Source organism: Streptomyces sp. N50 (assembly GCF_033335955.1).
GTDB lineage: Bacteria > Actinomycetota > Actinomycetes > Streptomycetales > Streptomycetaceae > Streptomyces.
In genome coordinates this window covers 5,123,672-5,138,713 of the sequence record NZ_CP137549.1, presented here as the reverse complement: position 1 = coordinate 5,138,713, position 15,042 = coordinate 5,123,672, and the positions used below count along the sequence as shown (strand labels likewise).

Annotated in this window: 13 protein-coding genes and 1 pseudogene; 6 read left to right on the top strand and 8 right to left on the bottom strand. The window is 72.1% G+C overall.

The window, feature by feature from the left end; genetic code table 11:
• The first annotated feature begins 113 nt into the window (after nt 1-113).
• Nucleotides 114-590 carry a hypothetical protein gene (locus R2B38_RS23005; protein WP_318021766.1) on the top strand — a complete coding sequence of 159 codons (477 nt, stop codon included), beginning with the start codon at nt 114-116 and terminating at the stop codon, nt 588-590.
• A 77-nt stretch (nt 591-667) separates the two neighbouring features.
• Nucleotides 668-1,189 carry a DUF4232 domain-containing protein gene (locus R2B38_RS23000; RefSeq protein ID WP_318017949.1) on the top strand — a complete coding sequence of 174 codons (522 nt, stop codon included), beginning with the start codon at nt 668-670 and terminating at the stop codon, nt 1,187-1,189.
• A gap of 18 nt (nt 1,190-1,207) precedes the next feature.
• Here the strand turns inward: R2B38_RS23000 and R2B38_RS22995 are convergent, their stop codons facing one another.
• Nucleotides 1,208-2,317, bottom strand: a complete 1,110-nt coding sequence (locus R2B38_RS22995) for a DUF2786 domain-containing protein (RefSeq protein ID WP_318017948.1) — start codon at nt 2,315-2,317, stop codon at nt 1,208-1,210.
• A gap of 193 nt (nt 2,318-2,510) precedes the next feature.
• Here R2B38_RS22995 and R2B38_RS22990 point away from each other — a divergent pair, with 193 nt between their 5' ends.
• Complete coding sequence (locus R2B38_RS22990) at nt 2,511-3,134, top strand: HAD-IA family hydrolase (RefSeq protein ID WP_318017947.1); 624 nt, start codon at nt 2,511-2,513, stop codon at nt 3,132-3,134.
• Nucleotides 3,135-3,233: 99 nt separating this feature from the next.
• Here the strand turns inward: R2B38_RS22990 and R2B38_RS22985 are convergent, their stop codons facing one another.
• A complete protein-coding gene (locus R2B38_RS22985) occupies nt 3,234-4,154 on the bottom strand; it encodes a hypothetical protein (protein WP_318017946.1) in 921 nt (306 codons plus the stop codon).
• Nucleotides 4,155-4,284: 130 nt separating this feature from the next.
• Between R2B38_RS22985 and R2B38_RS22980 the strand changes: the two genes are divergently transcribed.
• Nucleotides 4,285-5,022 (top strand): TetR/AcrR family transcriptional regulator, encoded by a 738-nt coding sequence (locus R2B38_RS22980; RefSeq protein ID WP_318017945.1) that lies wholly within the window; start codon nt 4,285-4,287, stop codon nt 5,020-5,022.
• 16 nt (nt 5,023-5,038) lie between these two features.
• Here R2B38_RS22980 and R2B38_RS22975 read toward each other — a convergent pair whose 3' ends face one another.
• Nucleotides 5,039-5,809 carry a hypothetical protein gene (locus R2B38_RS22975; protein ID WP_318017944.1) on the bottom strand — a complete coding sequence of 257 codons (771 nt, stop codon included), beginning with the start codon at nt 5,807-5,809 and terminating at the stop codon, nt 5,039-5,041.
• Nucleotides 5,810-5,993: 184 nt separating this feature from the next.
• Between R2B38_RS22975 and R2B38_RS22970 the strand changes: the two genes are divergently transcribed.
• Complete coding sequence (locus tag R2B38_RS22970) at nt 5,994-6,710, top strand: Clp protease N-terminal domain-containing protein (protein WP_318017943.1); 717 nt, start codon at nt 5,994-5,996, stop codon at nt 6,708-6,710.
• Nucleotides 6,711-6,751: 41 nt separating this feature from the next.
• Here the strand turns inward: R2B38_RS22970 and R2B38_RS22965 are convergent, their stop codons facing one another.
• The gene (locus tag R2B38_RS22965; protein WP_318017942.1) at nt 6,752-7,291 is read right to left on the bottom strand and encodes a Uma2 family endonuclease; all 540 of its coding nucleotides are present in this window, start codon (nt 7,289-7,291) and stop codon (nt 6,752-6,754) included.
• A gap of 243 nt (nt 7,292-7,534) precedes the next feature.
• On the opposite strand from R2B38_RS22965, the gene R2B38_RS22960 reads away from it, so the two are divergent.
• A complete protein-coding gene (locus R2B38_RS22960) occupies nt 7,535-9,223 on the top strand; it encodes a bifunctional 3'-5' exonuclease/DNA polymerase (RefSeq protein ID WP_318017941.1) in 1,689 nt (562 codons plus the stop codon).
• Nucleotides 9,224-9,245: 22 nt separating this feature from the next.
• Here the strand turns inward: R2B38_RS22960 and R2B38_RS22955 are convergent, their stop codons facing one another.
• From R2B38_RS22955 to R2B38_RS22940, 4 genes and pseudogenes are all read right to left on the bottom strand, one after another.
• The gene (locus R2B38_RS22955) at nt 9,246-10,607 is read right to left on the bottom strand and encodes a tetratricopeptide repeat protein (protein ID WP_411978577.1); all 1,362 of its coding nucleotides are present in this window, start codon (nt 10,605-10,607) and stop codon (nt 9,246-9,248) included.
• A gap of 96 nt (nt 10,608-10,703) precedes the next feature.
• Nucleotides 10,704-12,927 (bottom strand): annotated as a pseudogene (locus R2B38_RS51350) (BTAD domain-containing putative transcriptional regulator); the annotation flags it as partial.
• Nucleotides 12,928-13,427: 500 nt separating this feature from the next.
• Entirely contained in the window at nt 13,428-14,321 is an 894-nt protein-coding gene (locus R2B38_RS22945; RefSeq protein ID WP_318021765.1) for a glycosyltransferase family 2 protein, read from the bottom strand.
• A gap of 151 nt (nt 14,322-14,472) precedes the next feature.
• Nucleotides 14,473-14,919 carry a DUF3052 domain-containing protein gene (locus tag R2B38_RS22940; RefSeq protein WP_318017939.1) on the bottom strand — a complete coding sequence of 149 codons (447 nt, stop codon included), beginning with the start codon at nt 14,917-14,919 and terminating at the stop codon, nt 14,473-14,475.
• Nucleotides 14,920-15,042: the final 123 nt, after the last annotated feature.

The following is a 15,042-nucleotide window of genomic DNA, read 5'->3' as shown; positions in this document are numbered from 1 at the left end:
GCGGTCGTTCCGGCCAGGGCCGAGGCCAAGGCCGGCCGGGCGGCCGTCCGCGTCCCGCTACAGCTTGGGAGCCACCAGTGACTACGGCGTTTTCGACGGTGTCGACGGTACGGATGGCGGCGGCTGCCGCCGGGCTGGCGGGCGCGCTCGTCCTGACCGGGTGCAGCGGTGACTCCTCGGACGACTCCTCGTCCACGCCGAGCGCGTCCTCGTCGGCGACGTCGACCGCGACGGCGGACTCCGGCGGCTCCGGCAGCAGCCCGTCGGCCGCGTCCGACGGGCTGCAGGGCAGCTGGCTCGCCACGGCGGACGGCAAGGCGCTGGTCCTTGTGGTCACCGGCAAGCAGGCCGCGCTGTTCACGACCGGTGGCACCGTGTGCAACGGGACGGCCGGTGAGGAGGCGGGGATGCGGATGATCCACCTCAAGTGCACGGACAAGAGCAAGACCCGGACGACCGGAATGGTCGACTCCGTCAGCAAGTCGAGCCTCGCGGTCACCTGGTCGGGGAGTACCGCCAAGGAGACGTACACGCGGGCCGAGGGCGGGAAGATGCCGTCGGGTCTGCCTACGGCGAGCCTGGGATCGTAGGGGCGAGGCGGGTCCGGGGTGGCTCCCGGGGTGCGGGGCGGTCTGCGGAGGGGGGTCCGGTGCGGGATGATCCCCTCATGCGCACCATTCCCCTCGCCGTCGCCGCACTCGCGTCGGCTCTGCTTCTGACCGCCTGCGACAGTGGCAGCGGCGGTGGTTCCTCCGACAGCAAGAACGGGTCGGCCTGCTCGTTCGACGGGGTCGCCGTCCAGGTCGGGCCCGCGAGCACCGCTCCGGCCGCCGGTGACACCGGTGAGGTGCCCGTCTCGCTCACCAACCAGAGCAAGCCGTGCGACCTGAACGGCTTCGCGGGCGCCACGCTGGTGGCCGGCGACACCAAGGTCGTCCTCTCCACCCAGAAGGGCGCCAAGGCGCAGAAGCTGAAGCTCGCCAAGGGCGACGCGGCCTCCTTCACCATCACCTACGTGCGCGGCAAGGCGGGCGACAAGCTGAGCCTGGCCGCGACGAAGGTGGTCATCACGCTGCCCGGCAGCAGCGACACCGCGAGCTACAAGTGGTCGTACGGACCCGTCCAGGGCAAGACCTCGGTGAGCGACTCGGACGCCTCGGTGAGCGCGTTCACGCAGGCCGGCGACTGATCCCCCGCAGGCCTCTCGTCAGTCCAGGGGCGGCCGGGCCCTGACCTGGGCCCGGTCCGCCGCCTCGGCGCCCTCCGTCCAGCCCGCCTCGTCGGTGACGCCGCGCAGGCGGGTCGTGGTCGTCTCCGGGAACATCGCGTCGACGCGGTCGGTGACGGCGACCTCGCGGGTGGCGAGCACCGGGAGCAGGTCGTCGGTCACCTGCGTCCCGGCGGCCCGCGCCAGCCGGTCCCCGATGCGGTGGGCGTAGGCCGCGAGGAAGGATTGCCGGAAGGTCTTCGTCCGCCGCCGGCCACCCGCGCGCTGGGCCGCCTCCGCCCGGGTCATCGCGGAGGTGGCCTGCACGAGCAGCGACGTATAGAGGAGCTCGACCACCTCCAGGTCGCCCTCGAACCCGACGACGGTCGAGAAGCCGAAGGCCTCGTTCCAGACGGCCCGGCAGTGGTTCGCCCAGGCGACCGCGTCCAGCAGCACCGCCTTCGCCTGCTCGTACGGCGCCTCGACCCCGATCCGGCACGCGCCGGGCGCGTCCTTCGCCGGGGCCTGCGCGTCGAGCAGCGCCTCGTCGATACTGTGCCGCGCCATCAGCTCCTGCGCCTTGGCGCTCAGCGCCTCCGCCTCCTCCGGGAACCCGGTCGCCTCCGCCTTCGCGAGCAGCGCGCGGATCCGGGTGAGCATGCGGGAGGCGGGCCGACGGTTCTCGTGCGGTCGCTGTTCATCCAGGGGTTCGAGGCTCGGCAGCCGCAGCAGCAGGCGGTACAGCTCCAGCACGGTGGTGGCGTGCGTGAAACGGTCGGTGCGGGGCGGCTCCTCGGCGGTCAGTTCGTCGAGCTGCGCCGCCCAACGGGGGCCGCGCGCCCGGTCGTCCGGCGCCTGCGCCCGGATCAGCGCCGAGACCAGTCGTACGTGTACGTCGTCCAACTCCCGCCGGACCAGCCGTACGACGTCCGCGGGCTGCCAGCCGCGCCGCCAGGCCGACGCCACGAACTCCCTTCCACGGAGGGCGAGTTCGGGGTCCGCGGCGGGGTCGGCGGCGAGGATCGAGGCACCCGCGTCGAGGGCGTCGTGGGTGTCGGCGTAGAGGGCGGCCTCGAAGGCGCGCTCGACGGTGGTGGTCTTGCTGGTCACCGGTTGATCGTGTCATGGGGTGGTGGGGAGACGGGGCGGGGTACGTTCCGACGACGCCGGGAGGGGCGGGGCCCGGTCTGCCCGGCCGGTGGTCTCGTCTCGGTCCGTCCACACCCTGTGGACAACCAACTCATCGCAAATGTAAGGGCGTTGGGCCAGTGGGGCTTCGGCCCGCCTGGCAAGATCGGTTCGTATGGAGACGCTGCCGTTCGACGCCGTGCTGTGCGACTTCGACGGGGTCGTGCACGTGTGGGATCCGGACGGGATGACCGCGCTGGACCGGGCCTGGGGGCTGGCCGAGGGGACGCTGGCCGGGGCCGCGTTCGAGGGCGAGTTGCTGCGGGCCGCAGTGACGGGACGGCTCAGTGACGAGGAGTGGCGGTCCCGGATCGCCGACGACCTGACGCCCGTCTGCGGCTCGGCCGAACGGGCCCGTGACCTGCTGGCCGCGTGGACCGCGCTCACCGGCCGGGTCGACCGCGACGTCATGGACCTGCTCACCGAGGTCCGGCGCACGGTGCCCGTGGTCCTGCTGTCCAACGCCACGACCCGGCTGGAGAGTTACCTCGCGGCGGTCGGCCTGGCCGAGGCGTTCGACGCGGTGGTCAACACGGCCCGCGTCGGAGTGGCCAAACCGGACCCGCGCGTCTTCGAGCTGGCCGCCGGACGCGTCGGAGCCGACCCGAAGCGCTGCCTGTTCGTCGACGACACCGCCGGCCATGTCGTCGCGGCCCGGGAGGCGGGGCTGACGGGACTGCACTACGGGCACGTCGGTCAACTGCGGGACGCGGTCGCGCCGTTGCTGCGGCGGGGGTGAGGCGGAGGTCGGGGGCGGGGTCGGGTCCGTAGGGGCTGCGGCTGCGAACTGCCCTTCCCCTCAAGGGTGTTGCCCCTGAGCCGACCTCGCCTCCGGTCATCACGCGCGGACTGCTCGCGCATCGCCGATCAGCCCGAGCAGCGCGGTGTTCTGTGCCAGGTAGTGCGTGTCGGCGGGGTGCGTGGAGAACTCCGAGAACGCCGCGAAGTAGGGGTCGGCCGCCGTGTCGGCCGCGTAGGTGCCGCGGGCCGCCGCGACGGCCGCGGCGTGGGCGCCGGCGCCTGCTGCGGCGGCCGTGTGCGCTGCGGTGGCGGCTCGGTCGGCGGTGTGCGAGGCGGCGATGCCGGCCGCGACGTTGTGCACCGGCGCGTATACGGCTACGAGGGCCTCGGCCGCCTCGATGGCATCGGCGGCGGTATGAGCCGCGTACGCCGCTGCCGCCGCGGCGGACGCCCAGGAGGCGGCGTCCCCGTCGGCGGCGCAGGACGCGGCGATGGTGGCGGCCACGGCGCGTCCCGTGTCCGCGCCGATGGGAGCGCCCGAGGCGACCAACCCGCCTGCGGCCCGGCGCGCTTCGAGCAGGTCGGCTGTGTGGAGCGTGCCGTCCAGGAAGCCGTCGGCGGCCTGGAGGCACTGACGGACCCGGGCGTCGACGGGGTGCCGCCGCTCCAGGTGATCGAGGGCGTCCTGCGCGCACCGGACCGCGAAACGTCGTAGAACCGCTGCCGGTATCTCTTCCACCAGGCGCATCTCGCTCGCCGCGAACTTGTGGGACTGGCGCGAGAGTTCACCCCTCGCCTCCGCGAGGAACCAGCGCCGGCCGTACACGTTGCGCAGGGAGTCCCTCGGCGTCGGGGACGCGTGCAGACCGTTCGCACAGCAGCGGACGGGCCCGGTCGTCCGGTTCCATTCGCCGATCCGCCAGGTCACGTCTCCGTTCGCCGAGGTCAGGTCGGGTTCTACGAATCGGTAGCACTCGATGGTCGTGGTGTCCGTGGTGTCCGTGGTCTTGGTCTCCACTGTGTTCCTCCTGTGCCGGCGACATCGGTGCGGGGCGGGGCTCCGAGCCCGAGTGCGATACAGCGTATCGGAGTTCCGTACAGCGTATCGATCAGACGTACCCCGTACCCTGCACCCTTAGACTCGGACCGTGCCCACACAACGACCTCCCGCCCCGAACCACGGCGAGCCGATCTGGCTGCGTGAGGCCGAGCGCGACGCCAAGCCGAAGGCGCAGCCGCTCACGCGGGAGCGGATCGTGCGGGCCGCGATGGCGGTCGCCGACAGTGAGGGGCTCGACGCCGTCTCCATCCGGCGGATCGCCGGGGAGTTGAAGGCCCGGCCGATGAGCCTCTACGCGCACATCGACAGCAAGGACGATCTGTTCGAGCTGATGCATGACGCCGCCGCGGAGGAGACGCTCGTCGGGGACGTCCCCTCCGACTGGCGCGAGGCGTTGCGCGTGCTCGCCCGCTCCAACCGGGCCGCAGCGCTGCGCCACCCGTGGCTGCTGGCCACCCGGGACACGGGGTGCCCGGTCGGCCCAGCGTCACTGAAGCGCATGGACGAATCCGCCGCCGCGGTACGGGGGTTGGACGCCGACAGTGCCGTGCTGCGCGCGCTGATCCTCGCGGTCGACACCTTCACGCTCGGGCATGTGATGGCCGAGCTGTCCGGCGGGATCCGGCGCCGGACCACCGAGGAGGCCGGCACCGCCCGGCGCGCGGCCACCACGGAGTACGTCCAGAAGCAGATCGACGCCGGCGGGCTCCCCCACCTCGCCGAGACCGGTTTCTCCGAGCTGCTCCACAACGACGACCCGGAGGCGAGTTTCGAACGCGGCCTGGACTGGCTGCTGGCCGGTGCCGCCGGGTCACTCATGAAGTAGCCCGTTCACACCCTGGCTAGAAGGCGCTCGCGGCCGCCGCTTCCGCTTCCGGCAGCAGGTCCTTGCTCTGCTGGATCACCCGCGCGTAGGTGCGGTCGGGGTCCGAGTTGTCGAGCGCGAATCGCAGGAGAGCGCCGGACCAGTCGTCGAAAAGGGCGAAGGTGCGGTCCACCATGCGCTTGGATTCCTCGCGCTGGGCCTCGTCGAGGGACGGCAGGCTCGTTTCTTCGACTTCCGGTGACTTGATGCTGTGCGACGCCTCCGCCAGGTAATGCTTCGTACCGAAGAATTCGCATTCACGGCCGTCCCGCAGGGCGATTCCCCGGCAGTGCGTGAAGATGGTGATGGAGACCGCCTCGATGGATTCGACCATGGCGAAGACGGCGTACGTCGGCGCGTCGGCGGCGAGGGCGGCCAGTTCCATGACGAGGCGGCGGGAGTGCTGGAAGTCGGCGCTCCACAGGACGCGGGTGGCGTCCGACAGGGGCATCTTGCCGTCGGCGCCCAGTTTCTCCAGGTCGGTCAGCATCCACTGCCAGTGGAAGTCCTCCTCGTACGTGTGGGCGTTGAGCAGGGCCTGCAACTGGTCGCGTTCGGCTTCCTCGGCGCTCTTGCGGAAGACGTACTTGTTCAGGTCGGAGTAGCCCATGATGAACGGAATCACACTGGGGCCCCACGCCAGGCGCTTTTCGCCGGGGAGCGACTCGTCGGCCAATAATCCGGTGAAGAATTCATGCCCTTCGTACGACGCTCGGCGTTCCTCTATGTAATCGATGACCTTTTGCACGAGAACTCCGTTGGGGAGGTGGGGGTGTCGGGGTATCTGGGTGTCGGGGGTGGCGACCTTCCATATCTATCATTATCGAAATCTCCGCAGGCCTGCTTTTACTTGATCACGCCCTCGCCTTCATCTGCCGGACAGGTGTCAACTCAGGGTTGACACCTCTGCACTGTCAACCTAGGGTTGACACATGACGACCAACCCGAACGTCACCTCATCCGTACGTCTCGACGACCTCATCGCGGCCATCAAGCTGGTCCACCCCGCGCCCCTGGACCAACTCCAGGACGCGGTCATCGCCGCCGACCACCTGGGCGACGTGGCCGACCATCTGATCGGCCACTTCGTGGACCAGGCCCGGCGTTCCGGCGCCTCCTGGACCGACATCGGCAAGAGCATGGGCGTCACCCGGCAGGCCGCGCAGAAGCGCTTCGTGGCGAAGGAGTCGGCGGACCTCGATCCCAGTCAGGGGTTCGGCCGGTACACCCCGCGCGCCCGCAACACGGTGATGGCCGCCCACAACGAAGCCATCGCCGCCCGCAACGCCGAGGGCCGCCCGGAGCACCTGGTTCTCGGCCTGCTCGCCGAACCGGACGGCCTGGCGGCCAGGGCGATCGTCGCGCAGGACATCCTCCTGGACGCCGTACGCCAGGCCGCCACCGCCGCGCTCCCCCCGGCCGTCGACGAGGTCCCGGAGCTCGTCCCCTACGGTCCCGACGCCAAGAAGGTCCTCGAACTCACCTTCCGCGAGGCCCTGCGCCTCGGCCACAACTACATCGGCACCGAACACATCCTGCTGGCCCTCCTGGAGCACGAGAACGGCGAGGGCGTCCTCAACGGCCTGGGCATCGACAAGGCCACGGCCGAAGGGCACATCGCGGAAATGCTCAACGGGTTTCAGGGCTGAGACGGTTTCAGGGCCGAGGCGCGGCCGGTCCGCCGCTCGGGTCAGAACTGGCTCGTGTCGAGGTCGAACCCGAGCGGCTCGGGCAGCGCCACGGTCTTGGAGATCTCGATCTCGGCGGCCCGGGTGTAGCGGTCCTCGGCGGGCTCGCTGTAGACGATGACCGTCCCGGCCTCGCGGTCGATCAGCAGGTAGCAGGGGATGCCCGCGCGCGCGTAGCCACGCAGTTTGGGACCGCGGTCGTTGACGGCGGTGGACTCGGAGGTCACCTCGCCGACGAGGACGACGGGCGCGGGGTCGTGGTAGCGCTGGTCGTCGGCGAAGCTGCCCTTCGGGGCGATCACCAGGTCGGGGACGACCTGGCCGGTGACAGAGGCGTCCGGAACGTGCAGGCCGATACCGGTGTAGCGGCCGTAGTCCTTTCGATGGTCCCGGACCTGCCCGGTGACCTCGGACACGATCTCCTCATGCTCCCCATTCGCCGGAGGCACCACGTGGATCTTCCCTTCGATCAACTCCACGCGCCATCCCTCCGGGGCAGCAGCGTCGAACGCGTCGAAGGCGGCCTCCACCGAAGCGTCCATGCGCCTCTCCTCCGTCGGACTCGGATGAGGACTCAGTCGACGCTCTGGGGCGGTCAGTGCCACGGCGGACCTCCTTCGTACGGAGCGACCCTGTCAGCGTAGGCGAGAGGGGCGCCCGTGATCGCGTGATGCGTCACCCGTACGAGTGTGCGCGTGACGTTTCTTCGCTCGGGGAGGCCGTGTCGGCGACGCGATCCGCGCAGGTCGGGGGCGTTGTCAGACCTGCGTGCCACACTCGCGGACATGACCGATCGCTGGGCGCTCGCTCCGGCCGAGGGTGGTGGTGTGGAGGTCGCCGCCCTCGGTCCGGACGGGCTGCCCGTGGGGGCGGTGGAGCGGGAGGCGGATCTCGTCGAGGCCGTGCGCGGGCGGCCCGCCGTGGGGCGGTGGGTGTGGCGGTCCACGGCCGAGGTGTATCCGCCGCTGCTCGCCGCGGGGGTGCGGGTGGAGCGGTGCTACGACGTGGAGGACGCCGAGACGCTGCTGCTCGGGCACGAGGGGCGGCACGGCGAGCCGCGGTCGGCGGCGGCCGCGCTGGCCCGGTTGCGGGGCGGGGCCGTACCGCCGGATCCGCCGCAGCGGGCCGCCGAACCGGGCGCGCAGCCCTCGCTCTTCGAGCCGCAGAGCGTCCATCTCCCCCTGACCGATCTGCTCGCGGTGTACGCCGAGCAGCAGCGGCGGCACGACGCGACCACGCACCCCGACCGGATGCGGCTGCTCACCGCCTCCGAGTCGGCGGGGATGCTGGTCGCGGCCGAGATGAACCGGGCGGGGCTGCCGTGGAGCGCCGAGGTGCACCGGGAGATGCTGCACGAGTTGCTGGGCGACCGGTATGCAGGGGGCGGTGAGCCGCGGCGGCTGGCCGAGCTGGCGGACGAGGTGTCCGTCGCCTTCGGGAGACGAGTGCGGCCGGATCTGCCCGCCGATGTGGTCAAGGCGTTCGCCGAGGCCGGGATCAAGGTCAGGTCGACCCGGCGCTGGGAGATCCAGTCCCTCGACCATCCGGCCGTGAAGCCGCTGCTGGAGTACAAGAAGCTGTACCGGATCTGGGTGGCGCACGGCTGGTCCTGGCTGCAGGACTGGGTGCGGGACGGGCGGTTCCGGCCGGAGTTCCTCGCGGGCGGGACGGTCACCGGGCGCTGGGTCACGAACGGCGGGGGCGGGCTGCAGATCCCCAAGGTCATCCGGCGGGCCGTGGTCGCCGACCCGGGCTGGCGGCTCGTCGTCGCCGACGCCGACCAGATGGAACCGCGGGTGCTCGCCGCGATCTCCCGCGACCCCGGGCTGATGGAGGTCGCGGGCCGCGCCACCGACCTCTACCAGTCCGTGTCCGACCGCGCCTTCTCCGGCGACCGCGACCAGGCCAAGATCGCCGTGCTCGGCGCGGTCTACGGCCAGACCTCAGGCGACGGCCTCAAGAACCTCGCCGCGCTCAGACGCCGGTTCCCCAAGGCGGTGGCGTACGTCGACGACGCCGCGAAGGCGGGCGAGGAGGGGCGGCTCGTCCGGACCTGGCTGGGGCGGACCTGCCCGCCGGTGGCCGGGGGCGAGGACGCGGCGGAGGAGGCGGGCATCCCCCAGGACGACCCCGTCACGGCCCCGGCCGACCAGGGCTGGGTGCCGGGTTACGCCTCCACCAACTCCCGCGCCCGGGGCCGTTTCGCCCGCAACTTCGTCGTCCAGGGCAGCGCGGCGGACTGGGCCCTGCTGATGCTGGCCGCGCTCCGGCGGTCCTGTGCGGAGCTGTCGGCGGAGCTGGTCTTCTTCCAGCACGACGAGGTGATCGTGCACTGCCCGGAGGCGGAGGCCGGGACCGTCGCCGCCGCGATACAGGAGGCGGCCGATCTCGCCGGGCGGCTGACGTTCGGGGAGACGCCGGTGCGGTTTCCCTTCACGGTGGCGGTGGTCGAGTGCTACGCGGATGCCAAGTAGGGCGGGGCAGGGATCCGGGTTGTCAACGCGCGTCACGCTGTGACAACAGCTCGCCGAGCTCCTGGACGACGACCTTCTCGTCGGTCCCGTCGAGCGCGTCGAGGGCCGCCCGCCACGCGTCGTACGCCTCGCGCTCGCGGCCCTGTTCCCGTAGCAGCAGGCCGAGTTGGTGCCGGGCCAGGCCGCCCATGTAGCGGTCGGCGCGGGCGTCGGCGCGGCGGAGGAGTTCGGTGCATTCGGTGTGGGCGCGTGTGGTGTGTGTGGCTTCGACGCGGGTGTCTTCGGTACGGGTGTCTTCGGTACGGCCGAGGAGGCGGAGGGCGCGGACCAGGCCGAGGCGGGTCTGGGACTCGCCGTGCCAGTCGCCGTGGCCGCCGAGGATGCGCAGGCTCTCCTCGAAGTGCGGTACGGCGGCGGCCGGTTCGCCGAGGGTGAGGTGGGCGTAGCCGATGTTGCAGTGCGCGGAGTGCTGCACGATGACGGCGCCGATCTCGTCGCCGATGGCGAGGGAGCGGCGGTGCTGTTCGATGGCGGCGCGCGGGTCGGTGTGTTCGTACAGGTTGCCGAGGTGGCTGTGGGTCACGGCCTCGCCGTACGGATCGTTCAACTGCCGTGAGTGGGCAAGGCTTTGGCGCAGGGCGACGCCCGACTCGGCGTAGCGGCCGAGGCCTTCGAGGAGCAGGCCGCGGTTGTTGAGGCAGCGGCGGATCCAGGAGACCGCGTCGAGTCGCCACCAGATCGCCAGGGCCTGGTCGTTGAGCCCGAGCGCCTCGTTCTGCCGGCCGGTCAGGAAGTGCAGCCCGGCGAGATCGCCCAGCGCGTACGCCTCCGCCGCCGCGTCCCCGAGCCGGCGGGCCGCGCCGAGGGCGGCCCGGCCGAGCACCTCCGTCTCGGCGGCGCGGCCGCTGCGCAGGACGTAGGGGAAGAGGAGGCGGACGAGGGTCGAGAGGTGGGCGGTCAGGCGGGGATCCGGGGTGTCGCGGTACCGGTTCACCAGCGTCACCACGTTCTCCAGCTCCAAGTCGCCCCAGGCGAAGGCGTCCTCGGGGCGGGGGAAGGGGGTGGTGGCCGCGACCTCGGTGGCGTGACCGGGGGGCTGCGCTGCGGTCGGCCGGCGGCGGTCGTCCTGGTCGAGGCCTGGTTCGACGATCGCGGTGAGGGTGCGTTCGGCGTGGGCGGCGTACCAGGCGAGGGCGGTTGCTATGAGGTCGGTGTCGGCGGGGTCGGTGCCGGCGGGGTCGGCGCCGTCGAGGTCGGCGCCGTCGAGGTCGGCGCCGTCGAGGTCGGCGCCGTCGAGGTCGGCGCCGTCGGGGTCGGGGTCGCCGGGGTCGGGGTCGCCGGGGTCGGGGTCGCCGGGGTCGGGGTCGCCGGGGGGCGTTTCCACGAGGTCGGAGTCGGCGAGGGTGTTCTTCCCTTCCCTGCCGCCTTCCTTGCCTCCCTTGCCTACCTTGCCTCCCTCACCCGTCAACTCCCCTTCCCCCTCCGCCAGTTCGCGGGCGAAGTCGCGGACCAGGTCGTGGGGGGCGTAGCGGCCGTACGACGTCTCCTCCAGCAGGGCTACGTCGACCAGGCGGTCGAGGGCTGCCTCGGCTCGGCGTTCGCCGGTGTCGGCGAGGCGGGCGAGCAGGGGGGCGCCATAGGCCGGGAGGTCGAGGGTGCCGATGTGGTGCAGGGTGCGGGCGGCGTCGCGGTCGGTCTGGCGGTCCGAGGCGGCGAGGGCGTCGTGGGCGACGGCGAGGGAGCGGCGGACGCTGAGGTCGTCGTACTCCAGGTGGTGCAACCGGCCTTCTGTTGCGGCGAGTTGACCGGCCAGGACGTCCGGGGTGAGGGCGCGGCGGGCGGCCAGCCGGGCGGCGACGATGCGCAGGGCGAGCGGGAGGCGGCCGGTGAGTTCGACGAGCGGGTGGGCCGCGTCGAGGCCGTCGCGGCCGGAGACCGTGCGCAGCAGTGCGGCGCTGTCCTCGCCGGACAGGGGGGTGAGCGGGAAGCGGCGGGCCCCGTCGAGCGCGGTCAGCGGCGAACGGCTGGTGACGATCACCGCGCAGCCGGCGCCGGCCGGCAGCAACGGCCGTACCTGGGCGGCGTTCTCGGCATCGTCCAGCACCATCAGCGTGCGGGTGGGGCGAGCAGGGACCGGAGCAACGCGCTTGCCGCGTCCGGGTGTTCGGGGATGTGCCGTGGCTCGGCGCCGAGGTCCCGGAGCAGGGCGTGGAGTGCCTGGCCGGGGGTGAGGGGGGTCATGCCGGGGGTGGCGCCGTGCAGGTTCACGTACAACTGCCCGTCGGGGAAACGGTTCCGCAGGGCGTGGGCCGTGTGCAGCGCGAGCGCGCTCTTTCCTACGCCGGCCATGCCGGTGATGACGCTGATGACGGCGAGGGGTTGCGCTCCGGGGGCTACGGAGAGGGACGCGAGGGTGTCGTACAGGGCGCGGAGGGTGCCGACGCGTCCGGTGAAGTGGGCTGGTGGGGGCGGGAGTTGGGCGGGGCGGGGTGAGGGGGGCGAGTGGGGGGTGGGCTGGTCCCGGGGGACGGGGGTGGCGGGGTTGGGGGTGCCGGGGTTGGGGGTGGCGGGTTCGGAGGGGAGGGAATCCGGGGTGATGGGCTCGGGGGCGAGGAGCTCGGAGGTGATGGGCTCGCGGGTGACGGGCTCAGGAGCACCGGATCCGGAGGCGATGGGCTCGGGGGCGTCGGAAGCAGGGACTTGGGTGCGAGGAACGTGGGGCACGGGGGTCTGGGTGTCGAGCAGCGCGGCGTGAGGCTCGGGTGCGCAGGGCGTGTTGACCGCCTCGCCCGCACCGGTGGCCTCGACGTCTCCGACCCGCCCGATGCGATCGGCGCCCCCGGTATCCCCGACCCGACCGGCGCCCCCAACTCCAACCCCACCCGCATCCCCGACCCGACCCGCACCCCCAACTCCAACCCCACCCGCATCCCCGACCCGACCCGCGCCCACCCCCCGCAACACCTCCGCATGCGCCCCCCGAACCCCCGCCCCCGGCTCGATACCCAGCTCCTCGATCAAACGGTTGCGGAGGTCTCGGTGGACGGCGAGGGCCTCCGCCTGGCGGCCGGTGTGGTGGAGGGCGAGCATCAGCTGGCGGTGGTAGGACTCGCGGAGGGGTGGTCGGCGACCAGTGCGGCCAACTCGGGGACGAGGGCGCCGAGTCGGGGGCCGGCCAGGGCCAACTCCGCGTCGTAGCACCATTCGAGGGCGAGGAGGCGGGCCTCGGTCAGGCGCTGCGCGAAGGCGTAGCCGCCGAGTTCGGCGGGGACGCCGCTGAGCGGGGTGCCGCGCCAGAGGGAGAGGGCCGCCGTGCAGGCGCGGACCGTCGCGGGCCAGTCCTTCGCCGCGTGCGCGGTGCGGGCCGTGGCGACCTGGGACTCGAAGACGTGGACGTCCAACTCGCCCTCGTCGACGCGGAGTACGTATCCGGGCGGTACCGCGCGCAGCCGGTCGGGGTCGTCGAGGAGGCGGCGGAGTCGGGTCACGTGGTTGTGCAGGGAGGCGTGCGCGGACGCCGGCGGTGAGCCGCCCCACAGCGCGTCCTTCAGGGCGTCCACGGAGACCACCCGGCCGGGTTCCAGGAGCAGCGCGGCCAGCAGCACCCGCACCTTGGGGCTGCCGATGGGGTGCACGGCATCATCGTCGGCAGGGTCGAAAAGGACGGGCGTGCCCAGCAGTCCGAACCGCGGCTCGTACCGCATCACACCGAACCCGTCACCCTTCCGCCCGGCCTCTCGCGACCGCGCCCCTTGGCGGATATCCACCCTGTTCACGACGGTTTCCCGCCAGCTTGCCGTGACCGCCGAACGCCGGATCCGTTGCCGTACCGGGCGTCTCCCGTCGCCGTCCGGCGACTTCAGGCCACGCGGCCCGGGAGCATCGTGCGCACCACTGGCCACATGTTAGCGATTCGTTGGTGCGACCTGATGTGATCACATCATCGGATCTGGCCCGACGGTGCGCGCGTACGACGCGCAGCTCGGGGGAGTGTCGCCGTCGCGGCCGGGTCCGGGGACGCGAGAGGGCCCCGGTCGGCGGAGGTGAACGACCGGGGCCCTCGTCCCTTACATCCGAGGTACTACGGGTAGGCCGGACACCCCAGAGGCACTACGGAGTACTACGGGTACTACGAGCAGTACGAGTACTACGGGCAGTACGGGCAGTACGGGCAGTACGCGTACTACGGGGGTATACGGGCCGCTCAGATGACCGGCGGCCGCCCCAGCCGCGTCAGCCGCCACACCGTCCGCCACCGCATCGGCCGCCGCTCCCCCGCCGTTTCGCGCACGCCCTCCACGAATCCCCCGAACCACGCCCGGAGCCCGGCCACCGACCGCGTCCGTACGAGCGTGAGCAGCGTCCAGATGCCCAGGTGGACCGGGATCAGCGCGAGCGGGAGCCGGCGGCGGACCAGCCAGACGCGGTTGCGGGCGGTGACCCGGTAGTAGATGGCGTGCCGGGCGGGCGAGGTCTTGGGGTGCTGGAGGAGCAGCTCGGGGGCGTACAGGATGCTCCAGCCGGCGTCGGCGGCCCGCCAGGCCAGGTCGGTCTCCTCGTGCGCGAAGAAGAACTCGGCCGGCCAGTCCCCCGTCTCGGCGAGCATCGCCATGCTCAGCGCGTGCCCGCCGCCGAGGAACCCGGTGACGTACCCGCCCTGCATCGGATCCCCCGCGCCGACCCGCGGCACATGGCGCCGCTGGGTCTCCCCGTGCTCGTCGGCGATCCTGAACCCGACGATGCCCAGGCGCGGTTCGGCCGCGTACAGATCGCGCACGCGGCGCAGCACGTCCGCGTCGACGAGCAGTCCGTCGTCGTCGAGTTCCACTACGACGTCCACGTCACCGAACGCGCGGAGCCGGGCCAGGCCCACGTTGCGGCCGCCGGGGCAGCCGAGGTTCTCGTCGAGGTCGATGGTGGTGACCTCGCCGGGGAGGGACAGCCGGTCGGTGAACTCCGGGAGCCGGCAGCCGTTTCCGACGATCACGACGCGGGTCGGCGGCAGGTCCTGCTTGGCCACGGATTCGAGCAGCGCGTCGACCTCGGCGGGCCGGTTCCCCATGGTCACCACGGCGACGGCGATCCTCGGTCCGACCACGTCGCTCACTCCATCCGGCACGTCTTCCAGCACGTCATCCGGCACGTCTCTCGCTCCATCCGGCCATCCGGCGATGCCCGCGCCCTGACCGCGCGGCACTCGCCGTTCACCAAGATGTTGCCTCAGGTCGGCCGGTTGCTCCGACTCAAGTTCATTTTGCGGGACCTTTGTTGTGGCTTTGCCGGTTTTCCCTCCGGCGTACGAACTTCAGCCCCGACCAGTCGTCCCCCAGCGCGGCGACCTTCACATCGACGACACCGAGCGGAAGGAAGAGGTCCCGCAGGTCGTTCTCGCTGATGTCGCTGACATGCCCGGCGGCCTTGCGGGGCCAGGCGATCCAGAGCATTGCGGTGTCGGCGAGGCCGAGCACCAACTCCGCGGCTTCCAGCTCCAGTTGCCGCCGTTCCTGGTAGAAGGCGAGGGTGACGTCCGCGCCACGGGTCCCCCCGGCGGTGACCTCGCAGTCGGCGGGGAGTCCGGGGACGGTCCAGGAGGCGGGGGCGTGGTGCAGATGGACCTGGTGGCCGGGCTTGACGCCGATCTTCCTGGCGAGCGGGGTGCCGGAGTAACCTCCGCCCGCAGCAGGGGAGTTGACCATGCTCTTCTACCACCCTCCACGACAACGACAACGACAACGACCGGTGCCCCGTCTCGATCGAGACGGGGCACCGTATCCCACGTGACCGCGTGCCGGCGTCAGCGTGCCGGTGTCAGCCGGTGA